The organism is Burkholderia sp. THE68 (genome assembly GCF_009938265.1).
Taxonomy (GTDB): Bacteria; Pseudomonadota; Gammaproteobacteria; order Burkholderiales; family Burkholderiaceae; genus Caballeronia.
The window spans coordinates 2,446,680-2,459,288 of the sequence record NZ_AP022315.1 but is presented as its reverse complement, the minus strand read 5'-3'; the positions used below and the strand labels follow the sequence as shown (position 1 = coordinate 2,459,288).

Below are 12,609 nucleotides of genomic sequence, written 5' to 3'. Positions count from 1 at the left end.
AAGCCATTTACTTTTGCAGGATCTGTGATGAAAAAACTTTTGCTTCTCCCCCTCTTCGCGATGTTCATGGCGGTCTGCGGCGCGGCGTCGGCGCAAAGCGTCGACTCGAGCGCGCCCGACGTGCTGATCAAGACGGTGACGCAGCAAGTCCTCGACGAAATCAAGTCGGACCCGAAGATTCAATCGGGCGATATCAACAAGATCACCGAACTCGTCAACCAGAAGATCCTGCCGTACACGGATTTCACGCGCACGACGCGCCTGGTGATGGGCCGCAACTGGAATTCGGCGACGCCGGAGCAGCAGAAGCAGATCGTCGAGCAGTTCAAGATGCTGCTGATCCGCACATACTCGGGCGCGCTCGCGCAAGTGCGCAACCAGACGGTTCAGTACAAGCCGTTCCGCGCGAATCCGGACGACACGGACGTCGTGGTCCGCTCGGTCGTGATGAACAACGGCTCGCCGGTCGAACTCGACTATCGTCTGTACAAGACGGCGCAAGGCTGGCGCGTGTACGACATCAACGTGCTCGGCGCGTGGCTCATTCAGGCGTATCAGCAGCAGTTCAACGAGCAGATCTCGCAGAACGGCGTGGGCGGTCTGCTGCAGTTCCTGACGCAACGTAACCAGCAACTCGCAGGCGGCAAGGCATCGTGAGCACGCCAGCCACGGGCGGCCGTTTCCAGACGGCCGCATCGCTGACCCACGAGAGCGCGAAGGCCGCGCTCGATTCGGGTCTGTCGCGCATCGCAGCGGGCGCGACCGAAGTCGATTGCGCACCGCTTACGCAGTTCGATTCCTCCGCGCTCGCCGTGCTGCTCGCATGGCAGCGCGCAGCGTCCGCGCGCGGCGCCGCACTGGGCGTCGTCAACCTTCCTTCCGGGCTCGTGAGTCTTGCGCGCGCCTACGGCGTCGATACGCTCCTCTCGTTCCGACATTGATCCTGTTCTGTCTCCGCGCAGAATCGCGGCAGCACGCTTCGCTGCCGCAATCAGGATCGCTCCGAAGTCGGCCCCAGCCGCTTTGCCCTATAATCAAACGTTTTTTTCGGGCCTGTACCCGGCCCTTTTTGTCTGAGTCCGGGTCCGTCAAGCGAATCCGCACAATCGAGGCGCGGCCGTGTCAGGCGCGCGCACTGTCCACATGTCAGCCATAGAAATCCGAAACGTCAGGAAGCGCTACAAGGATCTCCAGGCGCTCAAAGGCGTGAGCCTCACGGTGGAAGAGGGCGAGTTCTTCGGCTTGCTCGGTCCCAACGGCGCGGGCAAGACCACGTTGATCAGCATTCTGGCCGGTCTGGCCCGCGCCGATAGCGGCACCATCACCGTGCGCGGCCACGATGTCGTCAGCGACTTCCGGGCGGCGCGGCGGGCGCTCGGCGTCGTGCCGCAGGAACTGGTGTTCGATCCGTTCTTCACCGTGCGCGAGTCGCTCCGGATTCAGTCCGGCTACTTCGGCTTGCGCAACAACGACGACTGGATCGACGAAGTCATGGCCAATCTCGATCTCACCGAGAAGGCCGACGTCAACACGCGCGCGCTGTCGGGCGGGATGAAGCGCCGCGTGCTCGTAGCTCAAGCGCTCGTGCATCGTCCGCCGGTGATCGTGCTCGACGAGCCCACGGCCGGCGTCGATGTCGAATTGCGCCAGACGCTGTGGAAGTTCATCTCGCGCCTGAATCGCGAAGGCCACACGATCGTGCTCACGACGCACTATCTCGAAGAAGCCGAATCGCTGTGCCACCGGCTGGCGATGCTTCGTCGCGGTGAAGTGGTTGCGCTGGAGCGCACCAGCACGCTGTTGCAGCGCTTTTCGGGCATGCAGTTGTATCTGCGTCTGTCGAACGGTGCGTTGCCTGCCGAGTTGCGCGCACTCGAAGTCGATCCGCACGCGGTGTCGGGCACCCAGCATCTGCTGCGTCTCGCGAGCTACGACGAAGTCGAGCCGATTCTCGCGAAATGCCGCACTGCAGGCTGCACGTTCGATGAAATCGAAGTGCGCAAGGCCGATCTGGAGGACGTGTTCGTGCAGGTGATGAACGAGCCGGAAGTGGTCGAGGGACTTTCATGAGCGGTTTCCGGACGTTGTTTTACAAGGAGCTGCTGCGCTTCTGGAAGGTTTCGTTTCAGACCGTGCTCGCGCCGGTCGTCACGGCGTTGCTGTATCTGACCATCTTCGGTCACGCGCTGTCGGGGCATGTGCAGGTGTATCCGGGCGTCGGCTACACGAGCTTTCTCGTGCCCGGCCTCGTGATGATGAGCGTGCTGCAGAACGCGTTCGCGAACAGTTCGTCGTCGCTGATCCAGTCGAAGATCACCGGCAATCTCGTGTTCGTGCTGCTGCCGCCCATCGCGCACTGGGAAATGTTCTTTGCGTATGTGCTGGCGGCAGTCGTGCGCGGGCTGTGCGTGGGCCTCGGCGTGTTCATCGTGACGATATGGTTCATCCCGATGTCTTTTTCGGCGCCGTTCTACATCATTGCGTTCGCGATCCTCGGTTCGGGCATTCTCGGCACGCTGGGTCTGATCGCGGGCATCTGGGCCGACAAGTTCGATCAACTCGCCGCGTTCCAGAACTTCCTGATCATGCCGCTCACGTTTCTTTCCGGCGTGTTCTACTCGACTCATACGCTGCCGCCGCTGTGGCGCGCGGTGTCGCATCTGAATCCGTTCTTCTACATGATCGACGGCTTCCGTTACGGCTTCTTCGGCCTGTCCGACGTCGATCCGCTGGTGAGCCTCGGCATCGTCGGCGGATTTCTCGCCGTGCTGGCGCTGATCGCCGTGCGTTTGCTCGCGAGCGGCTACAAGCTGCGTCACTAATTCAAGGAGACTTCCATGTTGCCGACTCCGGAGCAGGTGAAGGACTACATCGCTGGCGGCTTGTCCTGCCAGCATCTCGAAGTGGAAGGCGACGGCCAGCACTTTTTCGCGACCATCGTGAGCGATGCGTTCGTCGGCAAGCGGCTGATCGCGCGTCATCAACTGGTTTATGCGGCGCTCGGCGAGCGCATGCGCGAGGAGATTCATGCGCTCAGCATGAAGACCCTCACCCCCGACGAGTGGAAAACGGCCTGAGTCCACCCGGCGAAGCCAATCAGGTCATACGACTCAACTTACGTAACACCGGCATCACCGGCAGACAAAGGCAGTAAAGCGTGCGATTCATTCAAGACAACCGCGGCGCCGAGAACGGCTCCGCAGCAGGAAGCTCGGTCGAAGGACAAGCAATGGACAAACTGGTCATCACGGGGGGCGCGAAGCTCTCCGGCGAAATCACCGTATCGGGCGCGAAGAACGCGGCTCTGCCGATTCTGTGCTCGACCCTTCTCACCGCCGACGACATGCATCTGTCGAACGTGCCGAATCTGCAGGACGTTCGCACGATGTTGAAGCTGCTGCGCCAGATGGGCGTGCAGTCGGAAGTCGCGAGCGACGGCCGCGTGAGCCTCAATGCATCGAAAGTCGACCAGCTCATCGCGCCGTATGAAATGGTGAAGACGATGCGCGCGTCGATTCTCGTGCTCGGGCCGCTCGTCGCGCGCTTCGGCGAGGCGAAGGTGTCGCTGCCCGGCGGCTGCGCGATCGGCGCGCGTCCGGTCGATCAGCACATCAAGGGCCTGCAGGCGATGGGCGCCGAGATCAACATCGAGCACGGTTTCATCGAAGCGCGCGCGAAGCGTCTGAAGGGCGCGCGCATCATCACCGACATGATCACCGTCACCGGCACCGAGAACCTGCTGATGGCGGCGGTGCTGGCCGAAGGCGAGACCGTGATCGAGAACGCCGCGCGCGAACCGGAAGTGAGCGATCTCGCGCACCTGCTCGTGAAGATGGGCGCGAAGATCGACGGCATCGGCACGGACCGGCTCGTGATTCAGGGCGTCGACAAGCTGCATGGCGCGAAGCACGACGTCGTGCCGGATCGCATCGAAGCGGGCACGTTCCTGTGCGCGGTCGCGGCCGCCGGCGGCGATGTCACGCTGCGTCGCGTGAGCTCGCATCTGCTCGACGCCGTCACGGCCAAACTGCGCGAAGCCGGCGTGTCCATCGAGGAAGGCGACGACTGGATGCGCGTGCGTATGGCGAAGCGCGCCAGCGCGGTGAGCATCCGCACGTCCGAATATCCGGCGTTCCCGACCGACATGCAGGCGCAATTCATGGCGCTCAATACGATCGCGAATGGCACGTCGCAGGTCGTCGAGACGATCTTCGAGAACCGCTTCATGCACGTGCAGGAGCTGAACCGTCTCGGCGCGAGCATCACCATCGACGGCAATACGGCGCTCGTGTCCGGCGTCGAGAAGCTGTCCGGCGCGAAGGTCATGGCGACCGATCTGCGCGCGTCGGCGAGCCTCGTGATCGCGGCGATGTGCGCGGACGGCGAGACGCTGATCGACCGCATCTATCATCTGGATCGCGGCTACGACCGCATGGAATCGAAGCTGACGGCCGTCGGCGCGAACGTGCGCCGCATCAAGGGCAGCGGGAGCGAGCAATGAGCTCGCTGCCGCAGACGTCGTCGTCGGTCGAACCGAGCGCGCCCCTCACGCTCGCGCTGTCGAAAGGGCGTATCTTCGAGGAAACGCTGCCGCTGCTCGCCGCCGCCGGCGTGCAGGTGGCGGAAGACCCGGAAAGCTCGCGCAAGCTGATTCTGCCGACCACGAACCCGAACCTGCGCGTGATCATCGTGCGCGCGACCGATGTGCCGACCTACGTCGAATACGGCGCGGCGGATTTCGGCGTCGCGGGCAAGGACGTGCTGATCGAGCATGGCGGCGGCGGTCTGTATCAGCCGGTCGATCTGGACATCGCGCGTTGCCGCATGTCGGTGGCCGTGAAAGCCGGCTTCGATTACGCGAACGCGGTGCGCCAGGGCGCGCGTCTGCGCGTCGCGACAAAGTACACCGAGACCGCGCGTCAGCATTTCGCGTCGAAGGGCGTGCACGTCGATCTGATCAAGCTGTACGGTTCGATGGAGCTCGCGCCGCTCGTCGGGCTCGCGGATGCGATCGTCGATCTGGTCAGCTCGGGCGGCACGTTGCGGGCGAACAACCTCGTCGAGGTCGAAGAGATCATGCAGATTTCGTCGCGCCTCGTCGTGAATCAGGCGGCGCTCAAGCTCAAGCGCGCGGCGCTCAAGCCCTACCTCGACGCTTTCGAGCGCGCCACGGCGGCAACCGGAAATTAGGCGAGCCGCACGCTGCGGCGCGCCATCAGCAAAACGGAAAACCAGCATGTCTATCAAGATTCGCAAACTCGATTCCAGCGCCGATGGTTTTCAGAAAGCGCTGCGTGCGGTGCTCGCGTTCGAAGCGAGCGAGGACGAAGCGATCGAGCGCTCGGTCGCGCAGATTCTCGCGGATGTGAAGGCGCGCGGCGATGAGGCCGTGCTCGAATACACCAACAAGTTCGATCGCCTGAAGGCGGAAAGCGTCGTGGCGCTCGAGTTGCCGCTGTCCGAAATGGAAGCCGCGCTCGAAGGGCTCGAACCGAAGCGGCGCGCGGCGCTCGAAGCGGCGGCGGCGCGCGTGCGCGGCTATCACGAGAAGCAGCGCATCGAATGCGGCAGTCATAGCTGGCAATACACCGAAGCCGACGGCACCGTGCTCGGCCAGAGAGTCACCCCGCTCGAACGCGCGGGCATCTATGTACCGGGCGGCAAGGCGGCGTATCCGTCGTCGGTGCTGATGAACGCGATTCCGGCGCGCGTCGCGGGCGTGAAGGAAATCGTGATGGTCGTGCCGACGCCCGACGGCGTGAAAAATCCGCTCGTGCTCGCGGCAGCGCTGCTCGGCGGCGTGGACCGCGTGTTCACGATCGGCGGCGCGCAGGCGATCGGCGCGCTCGCGTACGGCACCCAAAGCGTGCCCGCGGTCGACAAGATCTGCGGCCCGGGCAATGCGTATGTCGCGTCGGCGAAGCGTCGCGTGTTCGGCACGGTCGGCATCGACATGATCGCGGGGCCGTCCGAAATTCTCGTCATTTGCGATGCGACCACCGATCCGCGCTGGGTCGCGATGGACCTTTTCTCGCAAGCCGAGCACGACGAGCTCGCGCAATCCATTCTGCTGTGCCCGGACGACAACTTCATCCAGCGCGTCGAGGATGCGATCATCGAACTGCTTCCTTCGATGCCGCGCCGCGACGTCATCCAGCGTTCACTCGAAGATCGCGGTGCGCTCATCAAGGTGAAGGACATGAGCGAAGCGTGCGCGATCGCGAACGACATCGCGCCGGAGCATCTGGAGATTTCCGCGCTCGATCCGCATCAGTGGGCCGCGCAAATCCACAACGCAGGCGCGATGTTCCTCGGCCGCTACACGAGCGAAAGCCTCGGAGACTACTGCGCCGGTCCGAATCACGTGCTGCCGACCTCGCGCACCGCGCGCTTTTCGTCGCCGCTCGGCGTGTACGATTTCATGAAGCGTTCGAGCGTGATCGAAGTGAGCGCGGACGGCGCGCAGACGCTCGGCGAAATCGCGGCGGAACTGGCGTACGGCGAGGGCTTGCAGGCGCATGCGAAGAGCGCCGAGTATCGAATGAAAAACATCGGCTGAATCAGGCCGACCCGAATGACCGAGGCGGCCTGAGAGCCGCCGCCTGACCGGCGAGAGAGACGCCGGGAAATCATGACGACAGCACAAGACATCATTCGTCCCGACATCCTCGCGATGACGAGCTATCCCGTGCCCGACGCCACGGGTCTGATCAAGCTCGACGCGATGGAAAATCCCTACACCTTGCCCGCCGATCTCGCCGAACGTCTCGGCGCGCATCTCGCCGGCGTCGCGCTGAACCGCTATCCGGCGCCGCGTCCCGCGGATCTGCTCGCGAAGATCAAGCGCGCGATGAACGTTCCCGCCGCCTGCGACGTCCTGCTCGGCAACGGCTCGGACGAGCTGATCAGCATGATGTCGGTCGCGTGCTCGAAGCCGGGCGCGAAGGTCGTAGCGCCTGTGCCGGGTTTCGTGATGTACGAGATGTCGGCGAAGTTCGCGCATCTCGAGTTCATCGGCGTGCCGCTGAAGCCGGACTTCACGCTCGACGCCGACGCGCTCGTCGCCGCCATCGAGGAACACGCGCCCGCGCTCGTCTATCTCGCGTATCCGAACAATCCGACCGGCACGCTCTACGACGACGCGGATATGGAACGCGTGATCGCCGCGGCGGGTAAAAGCCTCGTCGTGATCGACGAGGCGTATCAGCCGTTCGCCGAAAAAAGCTGGATGCCGCGCGCGGCGGACTTCGACAACGTCGTCGTGATGCGCACGGTGTCGAAGCTGGGACTCGCGGGCATCCGCCTCGGCTACATGGCCGGGCGCCCTCAATGGATGATGCAGTTCGACAAGGTGCGCCCGCCGTACAACATCAACGTGCTGACGCAGGCTACCGTCGATTTCCTGCTCGATCACCTCGATGTGCTCGACGCCCAGGCCGCCGATCTGCGCGCGCAACGTGCTGCGCTCGCGCAGGAAGTCGCCGCATTGCCCGGCATGACGGTTTATCCGAGCGCGGGAAATTTCCTGCTCGTGCGCGTGCCGGACGCCGCCGTCGCTTTCGAAACCCTTCTGACTTCGCGGGTTTTGATCAAAAACGTGGGTAAAATGCATCCGTTGCTGGCCAATTGCGTGCGTTTGACGGTCGGAACGGCCGCAGAAAACGCACACCTGGTCGAGGCGCTGAGAAAGCTCGCGCCAAACTAAACCTCACTCTTCGAAAGTCTCAAGGAATCACCATGCGCCTTGCGGAAGTCGTTCGCAACACCAGCGAAACGCAGATCCGTGTGAAGCTCGATCTGGACGGCACCGGCAAGCAGAAGCTCGCCACCGGCGTCCCGTTCCTCGATCACATGCTCGACCAGATCGCCCGTCACGGGCTGTTCGACCTCGAAATCGAAGCGCATGGCGACCTCCATATCGACGATCACCATACCGTCGAAGATACCGGCATCACGCTCGGGCAAGCTGTGGCGAAGGCGATCGGCGACCGCAAGGGCATTCGCCGCTACGGGCATTCATACGTGCCGCTCGACGAAGCGCTGTCGCGCGTCGTGATCGATTTTTCGGGCCGACCGGGCCTCGAATTCCATGTGCCGTTCACGCGTGCGCGCATCGGCACGTTCGACGTCGATCTCACCATCGAATTCTTCCGCGGCTTCGTGAATCACGCAGGCGTGACGCTGCACATCGACAACCTGCGCGGCATCAACGCGCACCATCAGGTCGAAACCGTGTTCAAGGCGTTCGGCCGCGCGCTGCGCATGGCCGTCGAAATGGACGAACGCGCGGCGGGGCAGATTCCGTCGACCAAGGGCAGCCTCTGATCGACTCACGCCGCTTCGGCGCGCGAGCGTCGAAAACACGATGGATCTGTTCAAGTCGTTCATATCGTTGCTCGCGCTGATCAATCCGATCGGCGCGATACCGTTTTTTTTGAGCCTGACCGCGCAGCAATCCGATATCGAAAGACGCAACACGATTCGCGTCGCGTCCATCTCGGTGTTCTGCGTGATCGCGGTGACGGCGCTGCTCGGGCAGCAGATCATCGCGTTCTTCGGTATTTCAGTCGGATCGTTCGAAGTGGGCGGCGGCATCATCATGCTGCTCATGGCGATCAGCATGTTGAACGCGCAAGTCGGCAACGCGCGCTCGACGCCGGAAGAACGCATGGAAGCTGAGGAGCGCAACAGCATCGCGGTCGTGCCGCTCGCGATTCCGCTGCTCACCGGCCCCGGCTCGATCAGCACGGTGATCGTCTATGCTGCCAATGCGCAGCACTGGTACGACCGCTTCGGCCTCGTCTTGCTGGGCGCGATCATCGCGGGGCTGTGTTTCGGCGCGCTGAATCTCGCCGAGCCGATCGCGCGCGTGGTCGGGCGCACCGGAATCAATATCGGCACGCGTCTCATGGGTTTGATGTTGTCCGCGTTGGCGGTGGAGTTCATCGTCAACGGGTTGAAGGCCTTGATGCCATCTTTGAAATGACTACTTCGATTGCGATTGTTGATTACGGAATGGGCAACCTGCGCTCGGTGTATCAGGCGCTGAAGAAGGCCGCGCCCGAGGCGAACGTGGCGATCGTCGACCAGCCGCAAGGCATCCATGCGGCGGATCGCGTCGTGCTGCCGGGCCAGGGCGCGATGCGCGACTGCATGGCGCATCTGGCCGAATCCGGGCTGCAGGAAGCGGTGATGCAGGCGGCGCGCGAGAAGCCGATGCTCGGCGTGTGCGTCGGCGAGCAAATGTTGTTCGACTGGAGCGAGGAAGGCGATACGAAGGGCCTGGGGCTGTTGCCGGGCAAGGTCGTGCGCTTCCAGCTCGACGGCCTCCTGCAGGACGACGGCTCGCGCTTCAAGGTGCCGCAAATGGGCTGGAACCGCGTCCGTCAGACGCAGACGCATCCGCTCTGGGACGGCGTCGTGGACGGCGCGTTCTTCTACTTCGTCCACAGCTATTACGTCGCGCCGGACAATCCGGCGCATACATCCGGCGAAACGATGTACGGCAGCGCATTTACGTCGGCGGTCGCGCGCGACAATATCTTCGCGACCCAGTTTCACCCGGAAAAGAGCGCGGACGCCGGTTTGCGCCTGTACCGGAATTTCGTGCACTGGAACCCGTGAAATGGCGCGCACGCTAGCGTTTTCGCCTATTACTACGGGCGCATGACCGTTGCAAGACTTGTACTACACTAGCGAGACGGCTCGCGAAAGGCATGAAAACCGCACGCGGGCCGTTTTGATCAACTTCACCCAGAAAATACGCGATACCTATGCTGCTCATTCCGGCCATCGATCTTAAGGACGGTCAGTGCGTGCGCCTGAAGCAAGGCGATATGGACCAGGCGACCATTTTTTCAGAAGATCCGGCAGCAATGGCCCGACATTGGGTCAATCGCGGCGCGCGACGGCTGCATCTCGTCGATCTGAACGGCGCGTTCGCCGGCAAACCGAGGAACGGCGACGCGATCCGCGCGATCATCGACGAAGTCGGCAGCGAGATTCCCGTGCAACTCGGCGGCGGCATCCGCGATCTGGAAACCATCGAACGCTATCTGGACGATGGCCTCGCCTACGTGATCATCGGCACCGCGGCGGTGAAGAACCCCGGTTTCCTGCGCGATGCGTGCAGCGCGTTTGGGGGGCACATCATCGTCGGGCTGGATGCGAAAGACGGCAAGGTGGCCACCGACGGCTGGAGCAAGCTGACCGGTCACGAAGTCGTCGATCTCGCCCGCAAGTTCGAGGACTACGGCTGCGAATCGATCATCTACACGGACATCGGCCGCGACGGGATGCTTCAGGGCATCAACATCGACGCGACCGTGCGTCTCGCTCAGGCGGTGAAGATTCCGGTGATCGCGAGCGGCGGGCTGTCGAGCATCGCGGATATCGAGTCGCTCTGCGAGGTCGAGGATGACGGCGTCGAAGGCGTCATCTGCGGCCGCGCGATCTACTCCGGCGATCTCGATTTCAAGGCCGCCCAGACCCGCGCCGACGCGCTGCGCGAACCCGACGGCGCGTAATTCAGCGCGGCGCGGGCGCCCCTGAGAAGCACGCGGGCGGCTTCGGCCGCCCTCATTTCGTACCGAATCAGCAGTGGTAAGGACATGGCTCTCGCAAAACGCATCATTCCCTGTCTCGACGTGACCGCTGGCCGCGTCGTGAAAGGCGTCAACTTCGTCGAACTGCGCGACGCGGGCGATCCCGTCGAAATCGCGCGGCGCTACGACGATCAGGGCGCCGACGAACTCACGTTCCTCGACATCACCGCGACCTCCGATCAACGCGATCTGATTCTGCCGATCATCGAGTCGGTGGCCTCGCAGGTGTTCATTCCGCTGACCGTCGGCGGCGGCGTGCGCGCGGTCGAGGACGTTCGCCGTCTGCTCAACGCGGGCGCCGACAAGATCAGCATGAACTCGTCGGCGGTCGCGAATCCGCAACTCGTGCGCGACGCGTCGGACAAGCACGGCTCGCAATGCATCGTCGTCGCGATCGACGCGAAGCGCGTGTCCGCCGAGGGCGAGACGCCGCGCTGGGAAGTGTTCACGCACGGCGGCCGCAAGGCGACCGGCATCGACGCGATCGAATGGGCGCGCAAGATGGCCGAGTACGGCGCGGGCGAAATCCTGCTCACCAGTATGGATCGCGACGGCACCAAAGCCGGCTTCGACCTCGCGCTGACGCGCGCCGTGTCGGACGCTGTGCCGGTGCCGGTGATCGCGTCGGGCGGCGTCGGCTCGCTGCAGCATCTCGCGGACGGTATCGTCGAAGGTCACGCGGACGCGGTGCTGGCCGCGAGCATCTTCCATTACGGCGAGCACACCGTCGGCGAGGCGAAGCGCTTCATGGCGGAGCTAGGCATTTCGGTGAGGACGTAAGCCGTGAGCGATCATATGACCTGGCTGGACAAGGTGAAGTGGGACGCGCACGGACTCGTGCCGGTGATCGCGCAGGAAGCGTCGACCAACGACGTGCTCATGTTCGCGTGGATGAATCGCGAGGCGCTCGCGAAAACCATCGAACTGAAGCGCGCGGTGTACTTCTCGCGCTCGCGCCAGCGCCTGTGGTTCAAGGGCGAGGAGTCGGGCCACGTGCAGCACGTCCATGACGTGCGCCTCGATTGCGATGAAGACGTCGTGCTGCTGAAGGTCGAGCAGGTATCGGGCATCGCGTGTCATACCGGCCGCCATTCCTGTTTTTTCCAGAAATTCGAGGGCACGGCGGAAAACGGCGAGTGGGTCGCCGTCGAGCCGGTCCTGAAAGACCCAGAAAGCATCTACAAATGACGCAAGCCAACACGCTCGACACGCTGCAGCGCCTCGCCTCCGTCATCGACAGCCGCAAGGGCGGCGATCCGGAACAATCCTACGTTTCCCGACTCTTTCACAAAGGTGACGACGCGGTCCTGAAGAAGATCGGCGAGGAAGCGACGGAAGTCGTGCTCGCCGCGAAGGACGCGCGTCATGGCGGCGCCCCGAAGGCGATCGTCAGTGAAGTCGCCGACTTGTGGTTTCATTGTCTCGTGATGCTGTCGCATTTCGACTTGAATCCCGCCGACGTGATCGCGGAACTGGAACGTCGCGAAGGTTTGTCGGGAATCGAGGAGAAGGCGCTGCGCAAGTCGCGCGAGCGCGAGCAAAACGGCGGCTGACGAGCATCTCGCTTCGCGCGAAGGAGAGCAAGCATGAACCGGCCGTACGAACCGTATCCGCCTGTCATTCAACATTCGACTGATCCCGAGCGTCTGCGCAACATGCGTACGTTCACGCATATCCTTTACGTGCTCTATGCGCTGTATTGGCTCTCCGGTGGTCTGACGGGGCTTGTCGCGATCATCCTCAACTACGTCAAACGCAGCGATGCTGCCGGAACGCCGTACGAAGATCACTTCACCTGGCAGATCCGCACGTTCTGGTGGTCGCTGCTGGGGCACGTCGTCGGCTTCGCGCTGATATGGGTGCTGGGGCTGGGCTTTCTTATCATCGGCGCGGCCTGGATCTGGACGCTTTATCGCATCATCAAGGGCTGGCTCTTCCTCTACGAGAATAAGACGCTCGAACCGCGCGCGTGGTTCTGATCACCGACAACAAAATCCGGCAACTC

The 12,609-nt window shown here is 63.2% G+C and carries 17 protein-coding genes; all 17 read left to right on the top strand.

Annotated features, from left to right (window positions below; genetic code table 11):
- Positions 1–27 precede the first annotated feature (27 nt).
- The 17 genes from BTHE68_RS11620 (at position 28) to BTHE68_RS11540 (ending at position 12,583) form a co-directional block, all read left to right on the top strand.
- A complete protein-coding gene (locus tag BTHE68_RS11620) occupies positions 28–657 on the top strand; it encodes an MlaC/ttg2D family ABC transporter substrate-binding protein (RefSeq protein ID WP_061180185.1) in 630 nt (209 codons plus the stop codon).
- Positions 654–941: an STAS domain-containing protein gene (locus tag BTHE68_RS11615; protein ID WP_162066435.1), complete on the top strand. Its 288-nt coding sequence runs from the start codon at positions 654–656 to the stop codon at positions 939–941. The genes BTHE68_RS11620 and BTHE68_RS11615 overlap by 4 nt, the downstream gene beginning before the upstream one ends.
- 202 nt (positions 942–1,143) lie before the next feature.
- Positions 1,144–2,070 carry an ABC transporter ATP-binding protein gene (locus BTHE68_RS11610; protein ID WP_162066434.1) on the top strand — a complete coding sequence of 309 codons (927 nt, stop codon included), beginning with the start codon at positions 1,144–1,146 and terminating at the stop codon, positions 2,068–2,070.
- Positions 2,067–2,822, top strand: a complete 756-nt coding sequence (locus BTHE68_RS11605; protein ID WP_162066433.1) for an ABC transporter permease — start codon at positions 2,067–2,069, stop codon at positions 2,820–2,822. Before BTHE68_RS11610 ends, BTHE68_RS11605 begins: the two co-directional genes overlap by 4 nt.
- A gap of 15 nt (positions 2,823–2,837) precedes the next feature.
- On the top strand, positions 2,838–3,077 hold the full coding sequence (locus BTHE68_RS11600) for a BolA family protein (RefSeq protein ID WP_061180189.1): 240 nt from the start codon (positions 2,838–2,840) through the stop codon (positions 3,075–3,077).
- 152 nt (positions 3,078–3,229) lie between these two features.
- Positions 3,230–4,501 carry a UDP-N-acetylglucosamine 1-carboxyvinyltransferase gene (gene murA, locus BTHE68_RS11595; protein ID WP_162066432.1) on the top strand — a complete coding sequence of 424 codons (1,272 nt, stop codon included), beginning with the start codon at positions 3,230–3,232 and terminating at the stop codon, positions 4,499–4,501.
- Positions 4,498–5,190, top strand: coding sequence for an ATP phosphoribosyltransferase (hisG, locus tag BTHE68_RS11590; protein WP_061180190.1), 693 nt, complete (start codon positions 4,498–4,500; stop codon positions 5,188–5,190). The genes murA and hisG overlap by 4 nt, the downstream gene beginning before the upstream one ends.
- Positions 5,191–5,236: 46 nt before the next feature.
- Positions 5,237–6,559: a histidinol dehydrogenase gene (gene hisD, locus BTHE68_RS11585; protein ID WP_162066431.1), complete on the top strand. Its 1,323-nt coding sequence runs from the start codon at positions 5,237–5,239 to the stop codon at positions 6,557–6,559.
- Positions 6,560–6,631: 72 nt separating this feature from the next.
- Entirely contained in the window at positions 6,632–7,705 is a 1,074-nt protein-coding gene (hisC, locus tag BTHE68_RS11580; protein WP_162066430.1) for a histidinol-phosphate transaminase, read from the top strand.
- Between the two features lie 32 nt (positions 7,706–7,737).
- Positions 7,738–8,325: an imidazoleglycerol-phosphate dehydratase HisB gene (gene hisB, locus BTHE68_RS11575; RefSeq protein WP_162066429.1), complete on the top strand. Its 588-nt coding sequence runs from the start codon at positions 7,738–7,740 to the stop codon at positions 8,323–8,325.
- Between the two features lie 40 nt (positions 8,326–8,365).
- The gene (locus tag BTHE68_RS11570) at positions 8,366–8,986 is read left to right on the top strand and encodes a MarC family protein (RefSeq protein WP_061180194.1); all 621 of its coding nucleotides are present in this window, start codon (positions 8,366–8,368) and stop codon (positions 8,984–8,986) included.
- Positions 8,983–9,624 (top strand): imidazole glycerol phosphate synthase subunit HisH, encoded by a 642-nt coding sequence (hisH, locus tag BTHE68_RS11565; RefSeq protein ID WP_162066428.1) that lies wholly within the window; start codon positions 8,983–8,985, stop codon positions 9,622–9,624. The genes BTHE68_RS11570 and hisH overlap by 4 nt, the downstream gene beginning before the upstream one ends.
- A 149-nt stretch (positions 9,625–9,773) precedes the next feature.
- Entirely contained in the window at positions 9,774–10,526 is a 753-nt protein-coding gene (gene hisA, locus BTHE68_RS11560; protein WP_162066427.1) for a 1-(5-phosphoribosyl)-5-[(5-phosphoribosylamino)methylideneamino]imidazole-4-carboxamide isomerase, read from the top strand.
- An 84-nt stretch (positions 10,527–10,610) separates the two neighbouring features.
- Positions 10,611–11,384, top strand: a complete 774-nt coding sequence (gene hisF / locus BTHE68_RS11555) for an imidazole glycerol phosphate synthase subunit HisF (protein WP_162066426.1) — start codon at positions 10,611–10,613, stop codon at positions 11,382–11,384.
- Between the two features lie 15 nt (positions 11,385–11,399).
- Positions 11,400–11,792, top strand: a complete 393-nt coding sequence (gene hisI / locus BTHE68_RS11550; protein ID WP_174258037.1) for a phosphoribosyl-AMP cyclohydrolase — start codon at positions 11,400–11,402, stop codon at positions 11,790–11,792.
- Entirely contained in the window at positions 11,789–12,157 is a 369-nt protein-coding gene (locus tag BTHE68_RS11545) for a phosphoribosyl-ATP diphosphatase (RefSeq protein ID WP_061180199.1), read from the top strand. Before hisI ends, BTHE68_RS11545 begins: the two co-directional genes overlap by 4 nt.
- Positions 12,158–12,190: 33 nt before the next feature.
- Positions 12,191–12,583: a DUF4870 family protein gene (locus BTHE68_RS11540; RefSeq protein ID WP_162066425.1), complete on the top strand. Its 393-nt coding sequence runs from the start codon at positions 12,191–12,193 to the stop codon at positions 12,581–12,583.
- Positions 12,584–12,609: the final 26 nt, after the last annotated feature.

Coding starts and splice junctions, on each gene's coding strand:
- BTHE68_RS11620 (WP_061180185.1), top strand. CDS start 28: ATGAAAAAACTTTTGCTTCTCCCCCTCTTCGCGATGTTCATGGCGGTC.
- BTHE68_RS11610 (WP_162066434.1), top strand. CDS start 1,144: ATGTCAGCCATAGAAATCCGAAACGTCAGGAAGCGCTACAAGGATCTC.
- BTHE68_RS11605 (WP_162066433.1), top strand. CDS start 2,067: ATGAGCGGTTTCCGGACGTTGTTTTACAAGGAGCTGCTGCGCTTCTGG.
- BTHE68_RS11600 (WP_061180189.1), top strand. CDS start 2,838: ATGTTGCCGACTCCGGAGCAGGTGAAGGACTACATCGCTGGCGGCTTG.
- murA (WP_162066432.1), top strand. CDS start 3,230: ATGGACAAACTGGTCATCACGGGGGGCGCGAAGCTCTCCGGCGAAATC.
- hisG (WP_061180190.1), top strand. CDS start 4,498: ATGAGCTCGCTGCCGCAGACGTCGTCGTCGGTCGAACCGAGCGCGCCC.
- hisD (WP_162066431.1), top strand. CDS start 5,237: ATGTCTATCAAGATTCGCAAACTCGATTCCAGCGCCGATGGTTTTCAG.
- hisC (WP_162066430.1), top strand. CDS start 6,632: ATGACGACAGCACAAGACATCATTCGTCCCGACATCCTCGCGATGACG.
- hisB (WP_162066429.1), top strand. CDS start 7,738: ATGCGCCTTGCGGAAGTCGTTCGCAACACCAGCGAAACGCAGATCCGT.
- BTHE68_RS11570 (WP_061180194.1), top strand. CDS start 8,366: ATGGATCTGTTCAAGTCGTTCATATCGTTGCTCGCGCTGATCAATCCG.
- hisH (WP_162066428.1), top strand. CDS start 8,983: ATGACTACTTCGATTGCGATTGTTGATTACGGAATGGGCAACCTGCGC.
- hisA (WP_162066427.1), top strand. CDS start 9,774: ATGCTGCTCATTCCGGCCATCGATCTTAAGGACGGTCAGTGCGTGCGC.
- hisF (WP_162066426.1), top strand. CDS start 10,611: ATGGCTCTCGCAAAACGCATCATTCCCTGTCTCGACGTGACCGCTGGC.
- hisI (WP_174258037.1), top strand. CDS start 11,400: ATGACCTGGCTGGACAAGGTGAAGTGGGACGCGCACGGACTCGTGCCG.
- BTHE68_RS11545 (WP_061180199.1), top strand. CDS start 11,789: ATGACGCAAGCCAACACGCTCGACACGCTGCAGCGCCTCGCCTCCGTC.
- BTHE68_RS11540 (WP_162066425.1), top strand. CDS start 12,191: ATGAACCGGCCGTACGAACCGTATCCGCCTGTCATTCAACATTCGACT.